This is a genomic window from Methylomonas sp. 2F7 (assembly GCF_057126975.1).
Window position 1 is genome coordinate 1778236 of the sequence record NZ_CP195203.1, and the last position, 25932, is coordinate 1804167.

The 25932-nt window shown below is 50.3% G+C and carries 19 protein-coding genes; 18 read left to right on the plus strand and 1 reads right to left on the minus strand.

Features of this window, described 5'->3' with window-relative positions; genetic code table 11:
- Positions 1-94 precede the first annotated feature (94 nt).
- The 17 genes from ACR64Q_RS08150 (at position 95) to ACR64Q_RS08230 (ending at position 21931) form a co-directional block, all read left to right on the plus strand.
- Positions 95-760, plus strand: a complete 666-nt coding sequence (locus ACR64Q_RS08150; RefSeq protein WP_020481947.1) for a response regulator transcription factor — start codon at positions 95-97, stop codon at positions 758-760.
- Positions 757-2100 (plus strand): sensor histidine kinase, encoded by a 1344-nt coding sequence (locus ACR64Q_RS08155; protein ID WP_313734249.1) that lies wholly within the window; start codon positions 757-759, stop codon positions 2098-2100. Before ACR64Q_RS08150 ends, ACR64Q_RS08155 begins: the two co-directional genes overlap by 4 nt.
- Before the next feature lie 35 nt (positions 2101-2135).
- Positions 2136-3527, plus strand: a complete 1392-nt coding sequence (gene argH, locus ACR64Q_RS08160) for an argininosuccinate lyase (protein ID WP_313734250.1) — start codon at positions 2136-2138, stop codon at positions 3525-3527.
- 60 nt (positions 3528-3587) lie between these two features.
- Positions 3588-4289, plus strand: a complete 702-nt coding sequence (locus ACR64Q_RS08165) for a type IV pilus assembly protein FimV (RefSeq protein WP_313734251.1) — start codon at positions 3588-3590, stop codon at positions 4287-4289.
- Positions 4286-5515, plus strand: a complete 1230-nt coding sequence (locus tag ACR64Q_RS08170) for a hypothetical protein (RefSeq protein WP_313734252.1) — start codon at positions 4286-4288, stop codon at positions 5513-5515. Before ACR64Q_RS08165 ends, ACR64Q_RS08170 begins: the two co-directional genes overlap by 4 nt.
- A 19-nt stretch (positions 5516-5534) precedes the next feature.
- Positions 5535-6071, plus strand: coding sequence for a GTP-binding protein (locus ACR64Q_RS08175; RefSeq protein WP_020481942.1), 537 nt, complete (start codon positions 5535-5537; stop codon positions 6069-6071).
- Positions 6072-6076: 5 nt separating this feature from the next.
- Entirely contained in the window at positions 6077-6733 is a 657-nt protein-coding gene (locus ACR64Q_RS08180) for a hypothetical protein (RefSeq protein ID WP_026600216.1), read from the plus strand.
- A gap of 41 nt (positions 6734-6774) precedes the next feature.
- On the plus strand, positions 6775-7137 hold the full coding sequence (locus ACR64Q_RS08185) for a roadblock/LC7 domain-containing protein (protein WP_020481940.1): 363 nt from the start codon (positions 6775-6777) through the stop codon (positions 7135-7137).
- Positions 7138-7164: 27 nt separating this feature from the next.
- Positions 7165-7641 carry a PAS domain-containing protein gene (locus ACR64Q_RS08190; protein WP_020481939.1) on the plus strand — a complete coding sequence of 159 codons (477 nt, stop codon included), beginning with the start codon at positions 7165-7167 and terminating at the stop codon, positions 7639-7641.
- Between the two features lie 12 nt (positions 7642-7653).
- The gene (locus ACR64Q_RS08195; protein WP_026146835.1) at positions 7654-8400 is read left to right on the plus strand and encodes a phosphate/phosphite/phosphonate ABC transporter substrate-binding protein; all 747 of its coding nucleotides are present in this window, start codon (positions 7654-7656) and stop codon (positions 8398-8400) included.
- A 10-nt stretch (positions 8401-8410) separates the two neighbouring features.
- Complete coding sequence (locus ACR64Q_RS08200) at positions 8411-9010, plus strand: histidine phosphatase family protein (protein WP_313734255.1); 600 nt, start codon at positions 8411-8413, stop codon at positions 9008-9010.
- 42 nt (positions 9011-9052) lie between these two features.
- Positions 9053-11851: a class I adenylate cyclase gene (locus ACR64Q_RS08205; protein ID WP_313734256.1), complete on the plus strand. Its 2799-nt coding sequence runs from the start codon at positions 9053-9055 to the stop codon at positions 11849-11851.
- Positions 11852-11907: 56 nt separating this feature from the next.
- Positions 11908-12975, plus strand: a complete 1068-nt coding sequence (locus ACR64Q_RS08210) for a hypothetical protein (protein WP_036276470.1) — start codon at positions 11908-11910, stop codon at positions 12973-12975.
- A gap of 391 nt (positions 12976-13366) precedes the next feature.
- Positions 13367-15352, plus strand: coding sequence for a TOL_0244 family TonB-dependent receptor (locus ACR64Q_RS08215; protein WP_313734258.1), 1986 nt, complete (start codon positions 13367-13369; stop codon positions 15350-15352).
- A 63-nt stretch (positions 15353-15415) separates the two neighbouring features.
- Positions 15416-15955 (plus strand): YfiR family protein, encoded by a 540-nt coding sequence (locus tag ACR64Q_RS08220; RefSeq protein WP_026600224.1) that lies wholly within the window; start codon positions 15416-15418, stop codon positions 15953-15955.
- Between the two features lie 13 nt (positions 15956-15968).
- Positions 15969-21041 (plus strand): response regulator, encoded by a 5073-nt coding sequence (locus tag ACR64Q_RS08225; protein ID WP_483823302.1) that lies wholly within the window; start codon positions 15969-15971, stop codon positions 21039-21041.
- A gap of 29 nt (positions 21042-21070) precedes the next feature.
- Entirely contained in the window at positions 21071-21931 is an 861-nt protein-coding gene (locus tag ACR64Q_RS08230) for an HDOD domain-containing protein (protein WP_020481931.1), read from the plus strand.
- A gap of 29 nt (positions 21932-21960) precedes the next feature.
- Here ACR64Q_RS08230 and ACR64Q_RS08235 read toward each other — a convergent pair whose 3' ends face one another.
- Positions 21961-23280, minus strand: coding sequence for a PepSY-associated TM helix domain-containing protein (locus tag ACR64Q_RS08235; RefSeq protein ID WP_026600226.1), 1320 nt, complete (start codon positions 23278-23280; stop codon positions 21961-21963).
- Positions 23281-23540: 260 nt separating this feature from the next.
- Between ACR64Q_RS08235 and ACR64Q_RS08240 the strand changes: the two genes are divergently transcribed.
- Positions 23541-25838, plus strand: coding sequence for a DNA internalization-related competence protein ComEC/Rec2 (locus ACR64Q_RS08240; RefSeq protein WP_026600227.1), 2298 nt, complete (start codon positions 23541-23543; stop codon positions 25836-25838).
- Positions 25839-25932 lie beyond the last annotated feature (94 nt).

Sequence of the window (25932 nt, forward strand, 5' to 3'; positions counted from 1 at the left end):
TAGGAAACCGAGATAAATCCAATCTTAAAAGTTCGGGGTTAAAATAGTTTTCTCCGAGTAACTCTTTGAAACCAACCTTTGTTATGACTCAACTATGCGACTATTGCTGGTAGAAGATGATCCAGGCCTGTCCCGATCCTTAAAAGCCGACCTGGAAAGAGCCGGGTTTGCGGTCGATTTGGCCATGGATGGCGAAAGCGGCGAGTTTTTAGGCATGACTGAATCCTACGATATCGTCATCCTGGATTTAGGCTTGCCGAAAATGCCCGGACTAGAAGTACTGCGACGTTGGCGGCAGGCGGGCAATCATGTGCCGGTCATTGTGCTGACGGCGAGGGATGCCTGGCATGAAAAAGTCGATGGCTTTAAAGTGGGCGCCGATGATTATTTAGGTAAGCCGTTTCATATCGAGGAGTTACAGGCACGCATCCAAGCCTTGTTAAAGCGCATGCACGGGATGATGCAGCCGCAACTGTGTGGTTGCGGTGTGACCTTGGACGAAGACAGACAAACGGTCAGTGTCGATGGCGCTGAGCATGCCGAGTTGACGGCAATCGAGTTTCGTTTGCTGCGCTATTTCATGCTGCATCCCGGCAAGCTGCTCACCAAAAGCCATTTACTTGAGCACGTGTACGAAAGCGATGGCGACCCCGCCAGCAACGTTATCGAAGTGTATATCAATCGGTTACGGCGTAAATTAGGTAAGGATTTGATCGCTACTCGGCGTGGGCAAGGCTACATCTTTGGCGAAAAGCCATGATCTCGTTACGCCAGCGGCTCAACCGCGGCTTGATTATTATCCTGAGTATGGTGTTTGCCGGGCATTGGTTAGCAGCAGATTGGGTGATTCGCTCCGTGGCGGAAAAACAAATGCTGACCCGCTTGCAACACGATGGCGACTCGTTGCTCGATACATTGAAACGCAATGCCGAAGGCGAACTGATCTTCGATAGCTCGCATGCAGGCACCGTTTACGGTCAGGCGTATTCCGGCCACTATTTCGTGATCCAGATTGAGGGAAAAGCCTATTATTCAAAATCGCTGCAAGATGGGGTTTTGCCTTTCGCCACGGAGCCTGTCAATACCGCCAGGCAATTCCATTTTCCCGATGGGCCGCATCATCAACCTTTGCTGGTCTTGAGTCGAGGTTTCGAGCGGTTTGGTCATGCAATCACAATTAGTATTGCCGAGGATTTGAGCGATATTGGTCACGATATAGATCATATCCGGCTCGCCTATCTGGTACTGACGGCCATGGTACTGCTGACTGCAATCGCCCTGCAAAGTAACGATGTGCGCAGATCGCTGAAACCGTTGCAGGCCGCGCGGGATGAATTGGCGGAAATTGCCTATGGCCGTCAGTCACAGATCCAAGCCAGAGTGCCGGCGGAAATCAAACCCTTGGTTGCGGAAGTCAATCGCTTGCTAGTGCTGGTTGAGAGGCGCTTGCATCAATCGCGCACGGCGATTGGCAATTTGGCTCACGCTTTAAAAACGCCTTTGGCGATGCTGTTTCGGCTGGCTGAAAATTCGCAACTCGATGATCATCCGGAGCTGCGCAATCAGTTGCAACAGCAAACTCAAGCGATACATGAGCGCATCGAGCGAGAATTAAAACGCGCCCGTATCTCCGGTAATCTGCAAACCGCCAGTGTGTTTAATTCGCAGCAAGAACTCACGGCCTTAGTCATGCTTTTGCAAAACGTTTATGCTGAGAAAAATCTAACGATCAAAGTAAATGCCCCCGATCAACTAATCAATTTTGATCGGGAAGACATGCTGGAACTGACCGGTAATTTGCTCGATAACGCCTGCAAATGGGCTGATAAGCAGGTCGTAGTCTCGGTTGAACATGAGGACGGCATTACCATCAGTGTCGAAGACGATGGCCCCGGTTGTTCGTTGCAGGATATGCAGCAATTAAGTAAGCGCGGTTTACGGCTGGACGAAGCAGTGCAGGGACATGGGCTAGGCTTGGCGATTGTGCGTGACATCGCCGTATTTTATGGCGGTACGCTGGAGATCATGCGTTCCAAGCAGTTAGGTGGTTTGCATGTAAGTGTGCAATTCCCAAGGTGGATAGCTGCAGCATCGGTATAATTCCCGCTTCTTTTGCATTTACCGTTTGATTGCTTATGACCACCGTTAACACCGAAAAACTTTCCAGCGCCCGTTTTGCCGAAGCCACCGATGCTTTTGTCGAAGAATTTACCGCTTCCGTCAATTTTGACCGGCGCATGGCCCGGCAAGATATTCAAGGCTCGTTGGCGCATGCGGCGATGCTGTGCAAAATAGGTATTCTGACCGAGCAGGAGCTCGCCGATATTCGCAGCGGGTTAATGCAAATCGGCGGCGAGATCGAACGCGGTGAGTTTGTCTGGTCGATCAAGCAGGAAGACGTGCACATGAACATCGAAGCGCGTTTGACCGATTTGATCGGGATTGCCGGCAAAAAACTGCATACCGGTCGTTCGCGTAATGACCAGGTGGCGACCGATATCAGACTATATTTACGTAGTGAAATTGAAACGATATTGACGCAGTTGCAACGCCTGCAAATCGCTTTATTGGATGTGGCGGAACGCGAAGCCGACACCATCATGCCGGGTTTTACCCATTTGCAAGTCGCACAGCCCGTGACATTCGGCCATCATTTGATGGCGTGGTTCGAGATGCTGTGCCGCGATAAAGAACGTTTGCAAGACTGCTGTAAACGCCTTAATGTGATGCCGTTGGGCGCCGCGGCATTGGCTGGTACCAGTTATCCTATCGACCGTTTCATGACTGCCGAACTATTAGGATTTTCCCGGCCGTCGAATAACTCCTTGGATTCGGTCAGCGACCGGGATTTTGCGATTGAGTTTGCGGCGGCCGGCAGTTTAATCATGATGCATTTGTCGAGATTCTCGGAAGAATTGGTGTTGTGGGCCAGCGCGCAATTCAATTTTATCGACATCCCCGATGCGTTTTGCACCGGCTCCTCGATCATGCCGCAAAAGAAAAACCCGGACGTGCCGGAACTGGTGCGCGGCAAATCCGGCCGGGTCACCGGGCATTTGGTGTCCTTGTTAATGCTGATGAAAAGCCAGCCCTTGGCGTATAACAAGGACAATCAGGAAGACAAGGAGCCTTTGTTCGATACTGCCGACACCTTAATCAATTGTTTACGGGCCTTTGCCGATATGATGCCGCGCATTCAAGCCAAACGCGAAAATATGTATAACGCCGCCAAAAGAGGATTCGCCACCGCTACCGACTTGGCTGATTATTTGGTTCGCAAAGGTATGCCATTCCGTGATGCCCACGAAGTGGTAGGCCAAGCTGTGCGGCTAGGACTACAAACGGAACGGGACCTGTCAGAATTAGCGCTCACAGAGTTGCAGGGCTTTTCCGCCACCATTACAGCTGATGTTTTCGACATTCTGAAACTGGAAGGTTCGGTCGCTGCCCGCAATCATATCGGCGGCACCGCACCGGCAGCGGTTCGTCAGGCAATATGTGAAGCAAGACAACAAATACCCCACTAAATTCTGGAAATTGGCTTTTTAACTGCTACCCTTCGAGCATCGATTAATTCGGAGGGTGGCATGCCCCAATACTTTTCCCGACTGCTTGCTGGACCATCGCCTGATGAGCGCCAGCAAGAAACCGACTTTTGGCACGACCGGGAACTCAGCTTGTTTAGCTGTCCCGACGCCGATGCCGATCAAGTATTGACCGCCATAGTTTTCAAAATTAGTAGAAACCCGAAAGATCTACTGGCGCATCTACGCAGGATTTATATTTGTTACGACCAGCGTCTGTCCGAGCAACTCTACGCGGCGCTGTTGGATTTATTGATTATTTTGAATGGGAAAGGGACTTCGATTAGTCGCCGTATGATACAAGCTAGCCAGTCGCGACTGCCTGTTCAGCAATGTCAGGATTTGCTCAAAACTAACGGCAAGACGCCGCCAGGTAATCGATATTCTTTGTTCAGCAAAGGTCTGTTGGGTAGCCGCGAACTGGTCAGGTCCAGACAGCAAACGGAAGCTCAGCATGATTATCTGGCCTTAGCTAACGACTTTATCGAATACAGTCAGCTTGAACAGGCCATGGATGTGTTGGAAACCGGCATCACCCTTCAGCATGATCGTCCGGATTTACAACTGGCTTTGTTAGAGCTCTATAAATCCACAAAAAACCGCGAGCGCTTTCAAATCAATCGGCAACGCTTTAGCGACTCTGCCATTGTCCTAGATGCTGAATGGCGGGAATTGGCAAATTACTTTGAAGGACAGGCATCATGAGCAAGCCGAATAAAACGCCATTTCGAATCGCTCTGCATGGCATGGATAGCCGCACCTGTAAAACCATGGAAATGTATTTGAAGGGGCCATGCCGAGGGGTTGCCGTCGTGGTTGACGATGCCGAAGCCGACATCGATATGATCGACGCGGATCACCCTAAAGCCCGGGATATTTTGGATGCCAGAAAAGCCGCCGCGCCGGGCCGACCGATCATCTTATTGTCGTTACAAAACCTGCAACTGGATAACACTTATTTCATCAAGAAGCCGGTGAATGTCGAACAAATAACGGCGGTGCTCGACAAAATCAAGGCGGTTGCCGACGCTCGCAAATCTGTTACCGAACGTACGAAAATTGCGCAGGTAGCACCAAAGATACCTGATGTGCCGGAACCACCCAAAGACGAGACCCCGAAAAAAATGACTATGGATGTCTATGTCAATAAGGCTAAGGCACCAAACTCAGGTGATTCCGCTGAACACCATAAAGCCAGCAAACATCAATCGGCGATGCAGTTGAACGAAGGCGGCTTCACCGCGTTTTTGGGAACACTGAGCGATATCGATTTCGACGACGAGGTGCAGTTGTTAACAGCCTGTTACGACCCCAGGCAGTATTTTTTGGGCTACGTGATGTCGGCCTATAAAACCGCTAATTTGCAGTCGCGCGTCTTGCAACTTTGCTCGATTTGGAAACCTTTGACGATTTTTCCGGAAAACCAGGAAATCTGGGTAGATGCCGACGATAAACAAACCCGCGCATTTGCCGGGATGCCATTGGGTAAAGGCTCCGTCGGCAAAATGATTTTGACGGCAGTCGATTCCACAACCGCTACTCAGCGCGCCGAAGACAAGTTTCAAGATATGGGCGCTTTTATCTGGAAATTGGCAATCTGGACATCCAAAGGACGCTTCCCGATAGGCCTAGATATTCAACGGCCGGTCTACTTGGAAAGATGGCCGAATTTTACCCGGCTGGTCATCACGCCAGATGCTTTGCGCATTGCCGCATTGTTGGTTCAGGCACCGAGAACGCCGCTGGAAGTCGCTTGTCTGTTACATGTCAAACCGCAGTATGTGTTTGTGTTTATTAGTGCGTGTCATGCCATAGGCATATTGAAACAGAGCGAACGTCAAGTCGATGCGGTCATTGCCGTGGAACCAACCAAGAAGCCTAAAAATGAAGGTTTATTAAGCAAAATTCTCAACAAATTGCGCGGCGCTTAGCAAACGATAAGGAATCTCGATGAGTCAATACAAAATTATTTTCACGGGCCCAGTAGGTGCCGGCAAAACGACTGCAATTAATGCCATCAGTGATGTCCCGCCGGTCAAAACCGATGCGGCCGCGAGTGATATGACAAAAAACCGTAAAGCATCCACGACGGTGGCTATGGATTACGGTGTGATGAATTTGGCGGGCGGCGAAAAAATTCACTTGTACGGCACTCCCGGCCAGGAACGTTTCGATTTCATGTGGGATATTTTAACCAACGGCGGCATCGGCTTAATTTTATTGCTGGACAACACGCGCGCGGATCCTTTTCAAGATATGCGTTTTTTTCTGGACGCGTTCGGTAAGTTTATCAACGATACCAGCGTAGCGATTGGGGTGACGCAAATGGATTTGAGTAGCACACCCTCAATAGAAGACTACCATGTGCAATTGCAGGGAGTTGGCTTGAAACCGCCGGTTTTTGCGGTGGATGCGCGGGAAAAGAATGACGTCTCTTTGTTGGTACAAGCCCTGTTATATTCCCTCGATCCTGGTTTGGCGGGCTAATCACGATGGAAAGATTTGATCTGATTAATGGGCTGTATCTCTATCCCACCCCCGCTGGTGCTTATTACGCCATATCGTCGCCGGAAACCGATAAACCTCGGCGGTTTTTAATCCGCTTGCTGCAACAGGAACAAACTCCGGCACTGACTATCGCGCAATTGCAAACATTGATGGAAATCGATGACGAGGACAAGGCCTTGCAATTGCTGTTGTATTGCCAAAAACTGGGCTGGGTGCAAGGCGTGGATACACCTTTGCAGGCGCCACACTCAGCGCTAGAGGAGATTTTGCCGGATTTGTTGGGAAAGATTTCCGAGAGCGGCAAAGTGCTATTGGCAGACGACCAAGGGTTTTACCTGGCTTGCAGCGGCTTTCCACATGAAGTAGCCGAAGAACTGTCCGCGCTCAGTGCAGAACTGGCGACCGTGCATAAACGCCGTTCCGGATTACTGATAAACAATATGGGCATATCCAGTCATGCCTGGGCCATCGTTGATCCTTTCGGTAACAGTCAAATCGGCTTCTGGCCGATGTTCGTCGGTAAGCACCGTTTCGTATTGGCGATAACCGGCGTACCGCATTTTAACCAGGCGGAGTTTGTAACCCTGGCCTGGGCTTTAATCACCCGCTATTTAACCAAAGCCGCTGACGCTTCCAACTAAGCGCATCGCAACACCACCCTTTATCAAAGAGGAATTACATTATGAAAGCAGACATGCTGACGTCGGTTTTAACTGAATTGAACGGCACTTCGGCGGATATAGAAGCATCCGGCGTGATTTCCACCGACGGTTTGATGATGGCGTCGGTGTTACCCGCCGGTATGGACGAGGATCGGGTGGGCGCTATGAGTGCGGCGATGTTGTCCTTGGGCGATAGAACTGCGCAAGAATTAAATCGCGGCAATTTGGAGCAGGTGTTGATCAAAGGTGCCCGGGGCTATGTGTTAATGACCTATGCGGGTAATGAAGCCGTACTCACCGTACTCGCCAAACCCAACGCCAAGCTCGGACTCATCTTTCTTGACGTGAAGCGTGCGGCGGAGAGTATTTCCGAAATGCTGTAAACCCTAACCGGCAACCCGGAGCAAATCATGATCGTTGATATGAAACCCGAAGACATCGTTGGCGAGTACCAGGAAGCAACGCTTACCTATTGCGATGGCAAATCCAGAAAAGTGCTATACACCGAGCTTGAAACGCCGTATCCCGATGGCAAGTTGATTGTTTCCACCACCACGCCGGATGGCATCATCAGCCACGTCAATCGCGCATTTGTGGAAATGTCCGGCTATACCGAAGCGGAGTTACTTGGCGCGCCGCATTGTATTCTCAGACATCCGGATATGCCGGCAGCCGCATTTAAAGACTTATGGGATACGGTATTACGCGGTGAAAAATGGCAAGGCTTTGTGAAAAACTTACGCAAGGATGGCGGTTATTATTGGGTAAAAGCTACGGTGATTCCCAATGTGCGCGCTGGTAAGGTGGTGGGCTATACCTCGGTGCGCCGCAAACCCTCGCGCAGCAAAGTCGATGAATGCATCGCGCTGTATCCGACACTTATTTAATTGGGGAGCATCATGTCTTACATGTTTACAGTTAGCCCGGATTTTGCCCCAGACCGCCTGTCGGGTTGGTATATCTTCAACACTTGGTTGCAAAAACAGAGCGCCGAAGCCATCCATTTGGAAATGTACAATCATTATCACGATCTACACCAAGCCATAGCCGAGGATAAGATCGATTTGATTTACGCCAATCCCTTCGATGCCGCCATGCTGGTCAGAGAGAAAGGTTTTTTGCCATTGGTGCGCGCCCAGGGTGAAGCCGACGAAGCGATCATTGCTGTTAATGCCGATAGCAATATTAACGACGTGGCGGATTTAAAGCCGAATACGCGTGTGGCATTCACCGACGATCCGGATGTGCGCCTGATGGGGATGATCATGTTGGAGCCCGCTGATTTGCATGCCGGCAATATCATCCCGCTGTTATCGGACAATCATGTGTTGGTGGCAAAACATCTGCTGAAAGGCGAGGCGGATGTCGGCATTATTCTCGCTGAGGCATACGACAACCTGTCCGGTATGATCAAAAAACAGCTTCGCATATTGGTGCGCAGTCAAATTAGCGTCATCTACCATTCTCTGATGATAGGTCCGAGATTGCAGAGTCGTCGCGACGACTTCCAAAAAATACTACTGGAGATGGATAAGGATGAAAAAGGTAACGGTGTGCTGAATGCTCTTGGTTTCACTGCATGGCAAAAAATCGAGGACGAAGAAATGGAGTTCATGATCGATTTGATGGACACCTTGAACACCTGATTTCATCTTAATGCATCAGTCAACCATAATCGATTTTCTGCGGCACGGCGAAGCCCGAGGCGGTTCGTGTTATCGCGGAGTCACAGACGATCCGCTTACCGAACGCGGTTGGCGGCAGATGTATAGCCAATGCGGGGAAGGGCAGTGGGACGCGGTGATCAGTTCGCCGTTGCGCCGTTGCCGTTCCTTTGCCGCCGCCTGGTGCGAACAACAGCAACTGGACTTGGTGATCGAACCGGCATGGCGTGAAATTGATTTCGGCGCTTGGGAAGGCCAAACCGCCGAGCAAATTTCCAGTCGCTGGCCCGACGCACTTGCGGAATTTTATAAAGACCCTGTGAATTTCACCCCGCCCAATGCCGAAAGCTATCAAACATTCGCCGCCCGCGTGCGGCAGGGCTGGGAAAATTTATTGGCCGGCCAGGCCGGGCGGCGAGTGCTGGTGGTTACCCATGCCGGTGTGATCAGAGCAATATTCGCCGAAGCCTTCAATCTGCCGGTTACCCAAAGTTTTCATATCGATTTGCCGCACGCCTGTTTAACCCGTTTTACCAGCTTCGATGACGGTAAGGGGCGCTTCGTCCAGCTTAATTTTCACAAGCCGGGTTGATTCTTCTATACTGGCCTCACACTTGATTTAGGCGCGGCAATTTTGACCAATCGATTCCTACCCATCCATTTAGGCGCGCCGGGCGAAGAGATCAGCAAAAAAGATCTATATGCGGTTGCCCAACGATTCAAGCACTTCAATCAGTTGCGTTTGCAACATGTGCAAAGTTTTCTACAGCCGCGCCAGCAGGATTTCTTGAAGCTGCTGCCTTTACTGTTTCATCAAAACCATCCCTTGTTGCCCGGTTTCGTGTCGTTGGAAGGCCCGGCCGGTATTCCTGATTACACGCCCAACAAGCAGGCTACCGATGTTGCCAAACAGTTTTCGAAAGGCTTTGTCTACAAGCGCAAAGCCTTAAGACACTATCCTATCCAGGCTATTTTTTTAATGGGTAGCGTCGGTAGTATGGCGTTTTCGAAAAACAGCGATATTGATATTTGGCTTTGCCATTCATCCACTTTGGCAGCCGACGAATTAAACGAATTGCGGCAAAAAGCTCAGGAAGTGGAAAAATGGGCGGCGACCTTAAAAATTGAGACGCATTTTTTTCTTGTCGATGCGGCGCAGTTTTTGCGCGGCGAAAATACGCCGATCTCTAAAGAGAGTAGCGGCGAAACTCAACATTATCTGTTGTTGGAAGAGTTTTACCGCACCTCGATTTACATCGCCGGGCGGGTGCCGGTCTGGTGGTTGGTACCGCCGCAACAGGAAAAATACTACAAGCAATATGTTGCGCATTTGCTGGAGAACCGGTTTATTTCGGAAACCGACGTTGTCGATTTCGGTGGCCTAGAAGATATGCCGATGGCGGAATTCGTCAGCGCTACGCTTTGGCATATATACAAATCTTTGACGTCCCCGCATAAGTCCTTGTTGAAGCTGCTGCTGATGGAAAGTTACGCCAGTGAATTTCCCGAACCGCAGTGGCTGTGCCTGACATTAAAACAGGCGGTGTATCAAGGCGATTTCAGTGTCGAAAGCCTGGATCCATACTTGCTGATGTACCGCAAAGTGGATGCCTATCTGCGCCAGGCACAGTCCAAGCGGCGGTTGAATCTGATTCGGGAATGTTTTTATATGAAAATCATGGCTGCCTCCGAAAATCTCACGGAGAACAGGGTACGTCTGCAACGTGAAGATTATCTGCACAGCGTGGCAAACCAATGGGAATGGCCGGACGATTTGTTGGACAATTTGGCCAGTCAAAAATTTTGGGATATCAAGAAAGCCAGCATTGAGCATGTGGTGATTCGCGATCAACTGCAACAATGCCTGCGGATGATTTTAAAGTTTTCCGGTTTGCCATTGGATCAGGCGCAGCGCGAAAACAGAGACTTGAAATTGATCGGCCGGAAATTGCGGGCAACCCTGGATTTACGCCCCGACAAAATCGAAGTGCTAACCACCCGAACCACTGTCCATGCCAAACCCGATCTGCTGGTGGTTGTTGAAGTCTTTACTGAAGACGCGCCGCCACGCTGGTGTCTATATGACGACAGAATTGCGTCGCAAAAAGCCTCCCCGGAAAGCGCTATTAAATCCGGCGATAGCTTACTCGAAGTTTTGAGCTGGGCGGTGGTAAACGGCTTATATAAAAAATCGCTCAATCTGCAACTGGTTACCTCCAGTCTTAAGTTAGCCAATAATGATTTATATCAACTATTTAACGAGTTGAATGCGTTTCTAAGCCGTTATTTGCCTGGCAGGGAGAACGATCTGGAGGTTTATGGCGAGCCGAATCGCATTTCGTCCTCGCTGTTGTTGATTAATCTGGGCGAAAGTTTGGCCATCGACGCGAACAATCAACAATTAGTGATGAGCGAACGCTCGGACCCTTTAAGTTACGGTGACAGCCGCCAGTGTTTCATCCAGAGCATCCAGCGCTTATCCGTATCCAATTGGGGTGAGGCCAGTTTGCAGCGCTATATAGGCATAGAGGGGGTTTTTAACTGCCTCGTCGATGTGTTTAACAACAGCGCCACGCCGTTGTCGGCCGATAGACTCCAAGTTCTATGTTACAACCCGGTGCGCGGCAAAAGCATCATCTTGCGTATCGAAGCCTTGTTCGGCAATTTGCTAAAGTTTTTTGCCTCCGGCCGGGACGGCTTGCAGCGCTATATCGTGGCAGCTGAGACCGGTTATGGCTTGTTCCAACTTAGAAACGGCAGCCTGGGTTATTATCGGCTGGACACCCAAAACCAACTGTTACATGAATTAGCCAAACCGAATCCGCAATTTTCCGCAGTATTTTTTGATGCCTACGTACTGGATCAAACCTATATTCCGTCTTTATATACGCAGAATTTGGCTGATGTGATTCAGGTTTTTTATCATGCTACCAGCAAACACGTTGGTGTTTACGTGCTTGACGAAAAAGGCGCGCTGTTTGTCCATCAGCATAGCAATGCCAACCCGGAACATGTCGTCACCCACTATTCGGTGTTTTTGGGAACCTTGCTGGCGCGCGCGCAATTGCCGGATGGCTTAAGTGTCAAATTTTATGAAATCCAGCGTAATTCAGCGGGGGTGCTGTCTTGTCACGCTGTGCCGGTCAAACTTGGCGCCAGTGTGATGGATCTGAGAGTCCGGATAGCGACCGAGGAGGGCGGTGCTATTGCGATTTACTGTAACGAACACAAGTTTTCCGTTGCCAATGCCGACAGCTTCAAACCGATCCGCGCCCACATACTGGGCTATCGGAAAAACCACGACGACTATCCGTTTCACATCACTGAAATAGATGTGCCTTGTCGTCTGTTGGGCACAGACCGAAACGAGCAGTTACAGGCCGCCCATTTCCTAAACTACAAACAAAAAATAGAAGACAAACTAAATATTTAATATTTCAGGCCGTCAGCCGCTATTCAGCTCAAATCAATCGAGCTATGGGGGTTGCCATGATTATCCAGAATTCCGCCTTCCACCTGCAAAGCCAACATCAAGCGCAACAGATTAGCAAACGCAGCGAATCGCTGCGGGTCTGGATCGATAAGCCGGAAGATAACCCCGATAAAGTACGAAAGCATCGTCCCGAAACGGCACACGACAACATTCAAGATACCCTTGATCTCAGCCAGTCAGCGCAAACTTCTGCAACCGCAGCGCAAACCCTGGATACCGTTACATCACTTAATTCCAAAGATAATTTGTTGCTGCAAATCATTCGACGCATGGTCAAGGAGATTACCGGCCGGGATTTTGAATTATTCGCACCGGATCAACTAAAAGCGCAAGCCGATCCAGTGACTATTCAGGCGCCGCAGCAAGCACCGGCCGAATCTGCACCGGAGCGGGAAGGCTACGGGCTGGTATATCAAAAGTCCGAGTCTTATTTCGAAAGCGAAACGACCCGTTTTAGCGCCGAAGGCAGTATTACCACCAAGGATGGACAAACGCTGAGTTTTTCGGTGTCCTTGTCCATGAGCCGCAGCTTTTACACCGAATCCAATCTGAGTATCCGCGCAGGCGATGCGGTGAAAACCGATCCATTGGTCATCAATTTCGACGGCACAGCCGCGGAACTGAGCAGTAGCCGATTTCAATTCGATATCGATGCCGATGGTCGTTTGGATCAAATTGCCGGCTTGAAATCCGGCAGCGGTATGTTGGCATTGGACAAAAATCAGGATGGCCTGATTAACGATGGTTCTGAATTGTTCGGTCCGCGCAGCGGCAACGGCTTTGCCGATTTAGCGGTTTATGACGACGATAACAATCAGTTTATCGATGCTGGCGATGCTATCTACAAGCAACTGCGAATTTGGCAACGGCATGATGACGGGACTCAGCAATTATTGGCGCTGGGCGATAAAAATGTCGGCGCGATTTACTTAGGTCACCTGACTACGCCGTTTCAATTGAAAGATACGGCTAATCAAGCGCTGGGAGAAATAGCCAGTAGCGGCATCTATTTAACCGAACAAGGTAAAGCCGGCAGTGTGCAGCAACTTAATTTCCTGGCTTGAACCAACGATTCCACACCATTTCCCTCCGGCCGAGTCGGCGCAACTTTTCCGGCTTGGCCGAGCAGGGTCCCTCCATCCCGCGCCTGACACATCATCTGTCCGAATTCGATAATTGAACTAGACTTGCCCACAACTCAAAAGAATCTCGAAACAGTCATTTCACACTAACTTTTATGTTTAACCCGGCCCGCAAATATTGCCGTTCCCGAAAATTCAGATTGGATTGGCTTCTCTTTGTGTTCCATACGCCTACCCAAGCTGTGAGAACCTCCGTCGCCATTGATTAAAGGCTGGTTGATAGTCAAAGCCACTTACCGGAATCGGAATCTAACCGTCCGGAATGACAGGTTAATAGACATTGGATTACTCAAATCGCTGCTGATAAACCCCTATGAAAAAATATATTGCCGGATTTTTATTGTTGACTGGTCATGTCTGCGCCTTGCAGGCTGCATCCGAAGACGTACTTGAGCTAAATGTGGAAGATTTGCTGAATGTTGAAGTCACTTCAGTTTCCAAGAAAGCCCAAGCCTTAAACGATTCTGCCGCTGCAGTATTTGTGATTACTCACGATGATATCAAACGCACTGGAGCAACCAGCATTCCCGAAGCATTGCGTATGGCTCCGGGTCTTGACGTGGCGCGTATCGATTCGAACAAGTGGGCGGTCAGTTCTCGGGGCTTTAATGCCCGTTTCTCCAACAAGTTGCTGGTATTGATCGATGGTCGCAATACCTACAGCCGCATGTTTTCCGGCACCTATTGGGAAAACCAGGACGTGATGATGGAGGATGTCGAGCGGATTGAGGTGATTAGAGGGCCTGGTGCAACGCTGTGGGGTGCGAACGCGGTAAATGGCGTGATCAACATCATCACCAAGCACAGCTCGAAAACACAAGGCGGTCTGGTGGCGGCGGGCGGCGGTACTGAGGAGCAGGGGTTTGGTGCGTTTCGCTATGGCGGCAAACTGGGCGAGGATACCACTGGCCGGGTTTATGCGAAGGGGTTTAAACGCGATCAAAATACCAATGCGCAAGGCCACGGCGCCGGCGACGATTGGGACAAAGTACAGGGTGGGTTTCGCATAGATTCTCAGCTGTCGTCAGCGGACGAACTTAAATTTCAGGGCGATCTTTATCACAGCCATCTCAATCAAGTGTTGTCTAAGTCCAGTATTTTAGCGCCCTACAGTACAACTTTCCGTGATAAAGCCGAAGCTTACGGCGGCAATATCATGGGGCGCTGGCAGCACACGTTTTCCACCCAGTCCGACATATCCCTACAGTTGTTTTACGACTACTATCGACGCAATGAGGAGTGGATGTCCGAGGGGCGGGATACGTTTGACTTGGATTTTCAGCATCGCTTCGGCTTGTTTGATAGCCATGAATTGATTTGGGGGCTGGGTTACCAACTAACCTCGGATCGCCTTGAAAGTAGCACTATATTCAGCATGTCTCCTGCCCACCGGAAAAATCAGTTATTCAGCGCATTCGTCCAGGATGAGATGGAATTGATAGACCAAACGCTGTGGCTGACCTTGGGCAACAAGTTCGAACATAACGATTTCACCGGTTTTGAAGGCCAGCCCACCGCCAGACTGATGTGGGCACCGGCTCTGAATCATCGGCTTTGGGCCGGAGTATCCAGAGCGGTGCGCACACCTTCGCGCGGCGAAGCGAATATGCGCTTGACGACGGCGGTTGTGCCGCCGTCGTCGCCATTTTTTATCCCGGTGGAACTAGCCCTGGAAGGTAATAGAAACTTGCGCAGTGAAGACGTGATTGCCTATGAAGTGGGCTATCGCACCACCATGATCAAATCCGTATCGGTGGACGTGACGGCGTTTTACAACGATTACGCGCACATGCGCAACGCTTCCCAAGGCGCCGTATATTTCGATCCTATTCGCGGTGTTTTGGTCCAGCCTTTGCCGTTTAGCAATAATTTAAAAGCCAAGACTTATGGTGTCGAAGTCTCGACTGTTTGGCAAATGCTGGACTGGTGGCGGTGGGACGCCAATTACAGCGTGCTTAAAACCGAAGTGCCGCAAACCGCAATGGCGGTGGTGGGCATCAGTCCGCAGCAGCGCATGAATTTACGCAGTGCGGTGAATATACGGCCGGATTTGGACTTTGATGTTTGGTTTCGCTACGTCGGCAACAATGCCGCAGCAACAGCTTCCGGCAACAGTTACATACCCGATTATGTGACGATGGACGCGCGCTTGGCCTGGCGTCCCGAACCTGATCTGGAAATATCATTGGTAGGTCAAAACTTATTAACTAATAGTCACTTGGAGTATCAACAGGAAAACTTGATACTGCCGACATTTATTGATCGGGGTATGTACGGCAAAATCAGTTGGAATTTCTAACGCCGCTGGCAGGTAGACTGTTTTGCATTTTTTCTATTTAATTGGATTGTTGTTGCGACGGATATGCAAAACGCAATAAAAATTTATCTGTTGGTATTAATGTTATTTAGTTCAAGCGCGTCTTGCGCGGCGCCGTTGGCGCTTGAGCAATATACGGTATTGGCTGCATTGACGCTTAATTTTGCCCGTTTTACGCAATGGCCGGAGCAGGCGTTTGCCAATTCCGGAAATAACCTGCAGGTTTGTTTGGTGGGGGACAATGCATTATTGCAATCTTTCGATTCAATTAGCGGTAAAGCGGTTGGGGATAGAGTGATTAAAATAATTAATTCGGACAAATTACGTAATTTAAGTCAATGTCATATTCTGTTTTTAAGCGAATTATCCAATAGTGTTTTGTCGCAAGTTTTTTTAGATACCAGGCAGTTCCCAGTGTTGACGATAGGTGAAGAAGCTGATTTTATTGGATCGGGAGGCATGGTGGCTATGGTGAATACCGATGGAAAAATACAGTTACATATCAATCTTTCCATGGTTAAAAGTTCGGGGCTAACGATTAGTTCCAGCCTTCTGCGCTTAGCGAAAATTGTCGGCGATAATTAGGAGAGATAATCGCATGTTTAAATGGTTTAATAATGCGCCTATCAAGATAAAGCTAGTATTTATTATGACTTTGATCGCTGTGTTGACGCTATTTTCGGCAAGCACTGCGATTGTTGTAAATGAATATTATGCCAAAAAGAAAGATACCGAGCAGCAGCTGGTATTAATTGCCAATATTATTGCATCGAATATTTCAGCGGCACTGGTTTTTGAAGATACTGTGTCGGCTAATACCATGCTGAATAGTATGAAAACCCGGGACAGTATATTAAATGCCGAATTATACGATAAGCAAGGCAAGTTATTTGCCGACTATCACTCGCAAAAACTCGGTGTTAGTCATTGGGATGCGGAAAAAGCTTCCGCGCTTTTAAACGATGCGCAATCCATTCCTAGCTCTGAAAGCGTATATGGTTTTATAGGCGAAGTTTTCGTTGATTGGTATGAGAACTTGTTTCCTACCAATAATATTGTCGGTAAGGCTGGCGAAAAAAACGTATTCAAATACGATGAGGAAAATAATCTGCATTTTGTCCGTTCGATAGAACTGGATGGCGACGTGGTGGGTGTATTGCATTTGGTGGATGACCAAAGCGGCTTCTACGCTATATTAAAAGCGTTTTATTCGACTATGGCTTTGATCGTGGTGTTTACCATGATCTTAATCGGTATTTTAACCACTAAATTGCAGCAAATATTTTTGGCACCCTTACTTAAACTGATGGACGCGATGCAGTCGGTGGGTCATGAGAAGAGTTTTTCGCATCGCATTAACAAGACCAGCAACGACGAATTCGGCGATTTAGCCGATGTGTACAATGCCATGCTGGCGGAAATCCAGTTCCGAGACGACCAACTGGCCATGCATCGCAATTCTTTGGAGCAACAGGTTGTCGAACGTACCCAGCAATTGGAAGAAAAAAATCAAGAACTGAGTATCAGCATCGCCGAAGCGCTATCCGCTAAAGAACAAGCCGAACAAGCCAGTAAAGCCAAGTCGCAATTTTTGGCAACCATGAGCCACGAGATCAGAACGCCAATGAACGGCGTATTGGGCATGACCGAGTTGTTGATGTCATCCGGTTTGGACGACAGGCAACGCCGATTTGCCGATACCGCCTATCGTTCCGCCAATTCGCTATTAAGCATCATCAATAATATTCTCGATTTCTCCAAAATCGAAGCCGGCAAATTACAGTTGATCGTTCAGGAATTCGATCTACGCCGCTTATTGGAAGACACCGTGGAAATGATGGCGGAGCAAGCCCACCGTAAAGGCTTGGAATTGATATTGAATCTTCCGCACCAAATGCACTTTATTGTGCAAGGCGATGCGGAACGATTACGGCAAGTGCTGGTTAACCTGCTGAGCAATGCCATCAAGTTCACCGAAGAAGGCGATGTACAGCTTAAGGTGAGTTTTCCGGAAAATGCGGCTCGCGATAAAGTCAGATTATTATTCGAAGTAATCGATACCGGCATAGGGGTTGCCGCGGAGCGCCAGGCGGAAATTTTCGATAGTTTCACGCAGTCCGACGGCAGCATAACCCGGCGCTATGGCGGTACCGGTTTAGGTTTGACCATTTCCAAGCAATTAGTCGAATTAATGGGCGGTAGTCTGGGGCTGGAAAGCAATATCGGCCGAGGTTCCCGGTTTTACTTTGACTTAGAATTGGGGTTGGGCATCCAGACCAACATCGAACGTGCCGATACCAGTGCTTTGGAAGGTCTGCACATCCTGGTAGTGGATGATAATGCGATAAACCGCGACATACTCCACGATCAAGTTTCGCTATGGGGCGCCCATGTCACGACCGTCGATAGCGGCCCCAGGGCGCTGAAGCTATTGGTCGAGGCGGCTACGTTAAATAATCCGTTTCAAGTAGCTCTGCTGGATTGGCATTTGCCGGTGATGGACGGCTTGACGCTCGCTAAGGCCATTCAACGCGACCAGCGTATTCCCAAACTGCCGTTGATCATGCTCAGCTCTGAAAATGTCAGCATTAAAACCGGCCTGACCCACGAATACGGCATCAGCTTTTATTTGAACAAACCGGTTTTCCAACAACGCCTGCTGAATTGCTTGCTGGAAATCGCCACGTTCGCACCCGTGGAGCAAACGGTGCCTTCCGCCGTTACGCCGGAGCAAATTAGGTTTTCAGGACGCATTTTGGTGGCTGAAGATAACTTGGTCAATCAGGAAGTGGTGAAAAGCTTTTTGGAAAGCATGGGCTGCACCGCGGAGGTGGTAGCAGACGGTCAGGAAGCGCTGCAAGCAGCCTGCCGGCGTCGGTATGACTTGATTTTGATGGATTGTCATATGCCGGTTATGGACGGCTTTTCGGCAACGACCAAAATTCGCGAGCATGAGCAAGCCACGGCCTCGACCAGAGTTCCCATTATTGCTTTAACCGCCGATGTGCAAAAAGGCATACACGATCAATGTGAAATGGTCGGAATGGACGGCTATTTAAGTAAACCGTTCAGTAAGGAACAACTGCGCCAGCTGTTGCTAAATTGGCTGCCAAATGCCGTGGATAATGTACTGGAGCGGGCGCCGCTGGAATATCAAGACGCAGTAATGTCAGACAACTGCACCCCCGGCCCGATTTGCCAGGCCGATCTAGCTCAGCTTCGGGATATTTACGATGCGAATGGGGTAAGTTTATTAAACAAAGCCATAGCACTCTATCTGCAAACCGCGCCGGAAACAGCCGAAAAACTTAGACAAGCCGCTACCGATGGGCAGGCGGATTTGTTAGCCGATATGGCTCACGCCCTCAAATCGTCCAGCGCCAATCTGGGTGCCAGGGACTTGTCCAAAACCTGCCGATTACTGGAAGCTGTCGGCCGCCAAGCAGATCTTGCAGCAATTCCGGCACTGCTGGCGGAATTCGAGGCGCAATTGCCGGAGGCTTTAGCCGAGTTGCGCGCTATTGCCAATGCCAGCACAGCGCAGCCCGATGTGCCGCAAGCCAGCATTGATAAGCGAGTAGCCGACCTGTCGCTGGAAGCCAAGCGAATTTTACTGATAGACGACGATCCAAACTTCAGATTGATTACCGGCGAGCAGTTAAAAGCCTCTGGATTCGACGTTGTGGAGGCCGAGAGTGGAGAAGCGGCACTACTGTTGTTGGAGACGGCTATTCCGGATCTGGTCATAGTGGACGCGATTATGCCCGGTATCGACGGTTTTGAAACCTGCCGGCGCATGTCGGCCAACCCCGCCATGACCGATGTCCCCATCATTATGTCTACCGGATTGGAAGACATCGAATCGATAAATCGGGCATTTAAGGTGGGCGCTACCGACTTTATCATCAAACCGCTTAACCATGTGGTGTTAATCCATCACATCCGTTTTTTACTGCGCTCCAGTCATGACACCGCGGAATTACGCAACAGTAAGCAGCAACTTTCCGCCGCGCAACGCATCGCCGGTTTGGGTTACTGGACCTGGGATCCGAAGCAAGATAAATTCGAAATCTCGCCGTTTCTAGCGGAAATGTGCCAAATGCCGGCCGACTACTTTCGCGGAGAGCTCAGCAACTATTTAAATTTAATCGAGGCCGCGGACCGCAAAATAGTGCAGACCTTGATAGAGGCCGCTGCCCAGGGCGAACAGGTAGAGTATGTGGAGTACCGGTTGCGGCCGGATCTGGAAAACCCAATCAGCGTCCGTCAGGATACGGCCATGATCAGCAGCGGACAGCACAGTTTTGTCACCGGCACGGTTCAGGATATTTCCAAGCAAAAGCAATCGGAACAAATTATCCACCAGTTGGCGTATTTCGATGAGTTGACCGGTCTGGCCAGCCGTGTGCATTATCACAAACGTATTCAACAGACCATCAAAGCCTCGGCGCGCGCCAAGCTGGAGTTTGCGTTTTTATTCCTGGATCTGGACGAGTTTAAGTATGTCAACGATAGCTTTGGGCACAACATCGGCGACCAGTTCCTGAAAGCCATAGCGCAACGCATTCAAAGCGTGGTGCGCGAAGAGGATTTTGCCGCGCGATTGGGCGGCGACGAATTTTGTATTATCGCCAGCAGCATTACGGACGAATTTCAGGCCATGGAAATTGCCGAACGTTGTTTGCAGGAAATCAACCGGCCTTTAATTCTGGACACCCACCATTTAAAGCCTCGTGTCAGTATCGGTATTGCTATTTATCCAAAAGATGGCGAGAACGAGCACGACCTGATGAAAGCCGCCGACACCGCCATGTACTCAGCAAAAAGTGCCGGCAAACAGCGCTACGCTTACTATCGGCCGGAGATGACGGGGCTGGCAATTAAGCGGATGCAAGACGAGCAAACCTTGCGGGATGCGCTGGAGCATCAGCAGTTGCAATTGTATTACCAGCCCCAGGTAAGTATGTTAGATGGGCGAATGATAGGTATCGAAGCCTTGGTGCGCTGGCGACATCCGCTGCGCGGTTTGTTGGGACCCAGCGAGTTTATTCCTTTGGCCGAGGCCTTGGGTTTGATCGGTAAAATTAGCGACTGGGCTATTCAACAGGCTTGCGAGCAATTAATCGCTTGGCAAAAACAAGGGTTGCCGTTACTCACTACGGCTGTCAACGTCTCGGCAAGTCATTTCCGCGATCCGCAATTCCCGTTTACGTTGCGGGAAATCCTCAAACATACGCAATTGCCGGCTCACTATTTGCAAATCGAAGTCACGGAAAGTGCCATGCAAACTGCCGCAGACCTGGAGATTTTTAAAAAACTGAAGGGGATAGGGGTGAAAATCGCGATAGACGATTTCGGTACCGGCTTTTCGTCGCTGGCGTCGCTGAAGCAGTTGCCGGTGGATTGCCTGAAAATCGACCGCACCTTTGTTCAGGATGTGTTGTTCAATCCGCAAACCCCGATTCTGCTCGGTACGATTATCGGCATGGCTAACGCGATGAATTTCTCGCTGGTGGCGGAAGGCGTCGAAACGATAGAGCAAGCCATGGTGATGAGCGGTTTGGGCTGCCAAGTGGTGCAAGGCTATTTGTTTAGCCAACCTCTGACCGCCGCCGAAGTGCCGGCCATGTTTGACAAAGATTTCCGGCTGGAATTTATTCGGGCGAAATAAGCCCCCTAACGACAGACAAGTAAACGATTATGACTGATCTTGAATTGCCGGAACGGTTCGCAGATATTAAGCGGCTACCTTCTTTGCCGCATGATGTTCATCAAGTCGTTAAAGCCTTGTCCGACGACAATCTGGATTATGCCCGGTTAGCCAAGATTCTGGCGGGGCATGCGACTATCTCGTCCCGATTGATTGCCTTGGCCAATTCGGCCTGGTTTAACAACTCCAGCGAACCGGTGACGTCATTGGAAAGAACCTGTTTGAAACTGGGTTTGAATATTGTCCGGGGCGTCGGTATAGGTTTGTCGGTGATGAAGCCGTTTAATGTCAGGGATTGCCGAAGTTTCGATATTAAACGCTATTGGATCAGTACCATGCTGGTGGCGCACGCTGCCCGTGCGCTGGCCGACGAGCTTGCGGCGGAGCGAGGCCAGGAGCAATTAGCGCAAACCGTGCATACCGGCGGCATACTGCACAACATCGGCTTGCTGTGCATGGCCGACATCATGCCCGAAGAAACCCATCAGGCCCTGCGTTTTAAACAAGCCAATCCCGAATTGGATTTGAATCAAGCCCTACGTAAATTGCTGCATACCGATTATTGCGAAGTAGGGGCGCATCTGACTCTCTCCTGGGGAATACCCGAAGCGTTGGTGGCGATTATTCGGTACCATCGTAACCCGGGTTATCAAGGTAGCTATTGGCGGCAGGCGGCTTTAGTCGGCGCTGCGACGCAAATGGTAGGTAGTGTGTTCGACAATAAAGAGATGTGGCCGGTCTCGGCGTTCGAGAAACTGGCCATCAGCCCGGCTTGTCAGGCTGAAATATTTGCCGACCTGCAAACCCAATATCTAAAAACTCAGGAATTAGCAAAAGTGCTGTTTCGTTAAGAAGTGTCTCAGAAACAAGTCCTACACAACTACTTTAGTCTTTTTATACGCCTGATTCGGCCGTACATCTTTTGCAAAAAGCTGTTTGCAGCTGGGATCACTACCCTAAAAATTGCCTGGGCCACGCGTCTTAATGCCGTTATGCAAGCAGTGGTTGCTGCGCCAGTGACCCGTGCCAGGTCTACTTCTCGATCCGCAACAAAGCCATGCCGGTACAACCAATGTATTAATCCGCTTAAAAACAGGCATGTCGGCGTCAATCCCACAAAAAACCACAGCAAACGGCCGCTTTCACCAAAGGCTTCGCCGGTATGGAGTGGCCAAAGCCAGGTAGTAAATGTTTGCCCGGCCGAGAATTTGTTGGGGTTTTGCACATCGCGAATTTGCCCGCTCCAGCGGTCTACCCAGACCGTCGTGAACGGATGGTGTTGATTGATCTCGTTGAGTTGCCGTAAATTGATCCGATACGTCCCCAACTCGCCAACCGGTGTAGTAATACGCCGGACTTCCGAACTGGGAAACGGCCCGCGCGCCACTAAGATTGCTTCCGACAGACTGGTCGGCCGGTCATTGGGTATGGCACTGCTGCGCACATTGGGTCCGGCGTCACCATGTCCCATGCCGGACGCGGCGGTCAGGTTTTCCAGCAGGGTAGGATAAGCCAGATGAAAACCGGTAAAGGCCAGCAAGATTAAAAATCCCGAGCTGGCTACTCCCAGTAGTCGGTGTAAATCAAACAATAGCCGCATCAAGCCAGTGTTTTGACTTACCGAAAAGGCGCGGGGCAACGCTCGCCAGCCTGGCCACCACAAGTACAAGCCGCTGAAGACCGACAACATTAATAAACCGCCTACAACCGCTAACGCATTCCGGCCAAAGCCGTCCAATTGCAATTGGGTATGTAGGTCCAACAGCCAGGTTGTTAGCGTCTGCCCCCATAGCCGGCTGTCGACAACCTGGCCAGTGTAGGGATTGACCGAGACCATCAACGGTGCATAAAAAGCGCCCACGCTTTCCTTGGGCTTTTCAAACCAGGCGGTGATCATGCCGTCCGGCGTTCGCGGCATTTCCAGTGTCCAGGCGCCGTGCCGATCCGGTTGGGCTGCGCGTACCGCAGCGACGATTTTGTCCGGCGATAAAGCAGGTGATTGTGGGGTATCGACGCGTAATTGCGGATTGAGCAAGCTATCCAATTCTTCCCGGTAAATACTCAAACTGCCGGTCAAGCCGATGAGCGCGAAGATGAGCCCCAAACATAGTGCCAAATAAACATGGCATAAGCGCCACCATTTGCGGGCATTGAGGATAAAGCGCGGGCGGACAATCAACGGGTAATGGGTCTCTGGCATTAGGTAAACAGTTGGCGTTTTAGCGACAGTCCGCCTGCTGAGCAGCCGTAGACGCTATCAATTAAAAAACAAAATTTGCCGGGCACGGCAGCTGGCTATTTTGCAGGATTAATGTAACAACAACCAGCCCGCGACAGCCGTTGCAGGGCGGACAAGTTTAAAAAATGGACTAGACTGCGTGAAATACGTTAGGCGGCGGAGTTTGTTTGGTAGAAAAACATGGGGTGGTTAGTAAAGGATAAACTTCGGTTGGAGACACAATGAATGCGACCAGTTTGCTATTTCTGGCCGGAATTGTTGCGGTCCAACAATTCAGCCGCTTGCCGAATCTGTTTGAGTTTATCGGTTTAGGTGGTAGCTGCTTGCTGTTGATGTACCGGCGAAATTGGCGATTTTTCGCGTTGCTGGCCGGGGTGTTGTGGGCGAGTATATTCGGCAGCTGGCGGCTGTCCCAACAATTACCCGACGCCTATCAAAACCAGGAAGTGAAGGTTCAAGGCTATATTGCCACTCTGCCGCAACAACAAGGGCAGCGGACCAATTTCGATTTTATTGTCACGGCGCCGTCTGGCGATTTTCCGGATAAAATTCGTCTGAGTTGGTATTACCCGCAATTTAACTTGGCTGCCGGCCAAAGCTGGGAGTTTTACGTAAAACTGCGTAAACCGCACGGCCGCCTCAATCCCGGCGGCTTTGACTTCGAAGCCTGGTTATTTGCCAACCATATCGGCGCGACGGGTTATGTGCGCGACAAACCTGCGCCGCAACTTACGAGTATCTCGCCGAGTATCGGTCAATATTTTGCCCGGTGTCGGCAGGTAATTGCTGAACGACTGGATGCGGCTTTGCCCGGCAGTGCGCAGTTAGGCATCATAAAAGCACTGACTATCGGCAGCCAAAACGCGATCACCCAACAGCAATGGCAAGTGTTCAGAATCACGGGTGTTGTGCATTTAATTGTGATTTCCGGCTCTCATATTAGTTTGATCGCCGGCCTGATTTATCTTTGGACCAGGCGGCTTTGGGCCTGGACTGGGGTGCTGAGTATTTCGCCGCAACGGGCCGCCGCTTTGTGCGCTTGGCTAGCTGCGGTGTTTTACGCCGGTCTGGCGGGATACTCGGTCCCAACCCTGCGAGCTGTAATTATGCTCAGCGTAGCTCTTGCGGCAATCGCTTGGCAGCGTAATATCGCGGCTATGCGAATTTTATTGCTGGCGTTGTTGGCCGTATTGCTGTTCGATCCTTTGGCCGTGTTATCGGTCGGTTTTTGGTTATCATTTTTGGCAGTGGCATTGTTGATTTACGTGTCGGTGGGGCGATTGGGCAGACCCTCGTACTGGCGCGAAGCCGGCGGCGCGCAATTAGCCACAGCAGTGGGCTTATCGCCGTTATTGATCGTGTTTTTTCAGCAGGTATCGTTGATATCGCCTATCGCCAATTGGTTTGCGGTGCCGGTTATCGGCATATTGATCGTACCGCCGGCACTGCTGGCGGTGGTGTTACTGTTCATCTGGCCCGCGTTGGGTGCGCTGTTGCTACAACTCCTGGACTATATCCTGCAAGGGTTGTGGTGGGTGCTTTCGTACATGGCCGAATTGCCCTTAGCCAGCATTTATTGCCTCCCGCCGCCCTGGTATGCCGTTGGATTCGCGTCCATCGGTGTACTCCTGCTGTTGGCGCCACGCGGCTTTCCATGCCGGTATTTAAGTCCGTTACTATTTTTTCCGCTGATATTCGTGCAGGTCGAAAAACCCAAACCCGGCGAAGCCTGGCTGACGGTGCTGGATGTGGGCCAAGGTTTAGCGGCCGTGCTACAAACTGCGGAACATACTCTGGTATTCGATACCGGTGCGCGTTATTCGGAATACTCCGATACGGGCGATTCAGTGGTTTTGCCGTTTTTACGCGAGCAAGGTATCGCTAAAGTCGATAGCTTGGTGATTAGTCACGGCGACAACGATCATAGTGGCGGCGCCGAGTCGATACTTGCCGAATTGCCGGTGAACAAGACCGCTAGTAGCGTTCTTGAATGGGCCGCACGCGAACACGGCGAGTATTGTCGGGCCGGCCAAACCTGGCGTTGGGATGAGGTAACATTCAAGGTGCTGTCCCCTCCGGAAAGTGGATTCGTCGGCGATAATGATAACTCCTGTGTATTACAAGTAAGCACCGCACGGCAGCATTTTTTGCTGACTGGCGACATCGAACAAGCGGCTGAAGATTGGTTGGTGCGCGAGTACGGTGAAGAACTTGCCAGCGATGTATTGCTGGCGCCGCACCACGGCAGTAAAACCTCTTCAAGCCGTGCTTTGCTTGAAAAAGTTAATCCCACGCTTATTTTGATTCCCGCCGGTTATAAAAACCGCTTTGGCTTTCCGCACCCGCAGGTTATCGAACGCTATAAACAACTTGGCATAGCTTGGTTCAATACGGCCGAGCAGGGCGCTATTTCAGTGCGCACTGGATATGAAAAGATTCAGCCCAAAGCAGAGCGAGTAAAGCGGCAACGCTATTGGCGGACACCCGCTCCGAATCGGCAGAGTATTGATGTCAGATAAATTTTGCCGTGTCGGCGTTTCTGCCTATACTCTCAGGACCGAAATATGGAGCATTGCAGTGGAGAATGATAACCGTACCAGAATACGTTTTAAT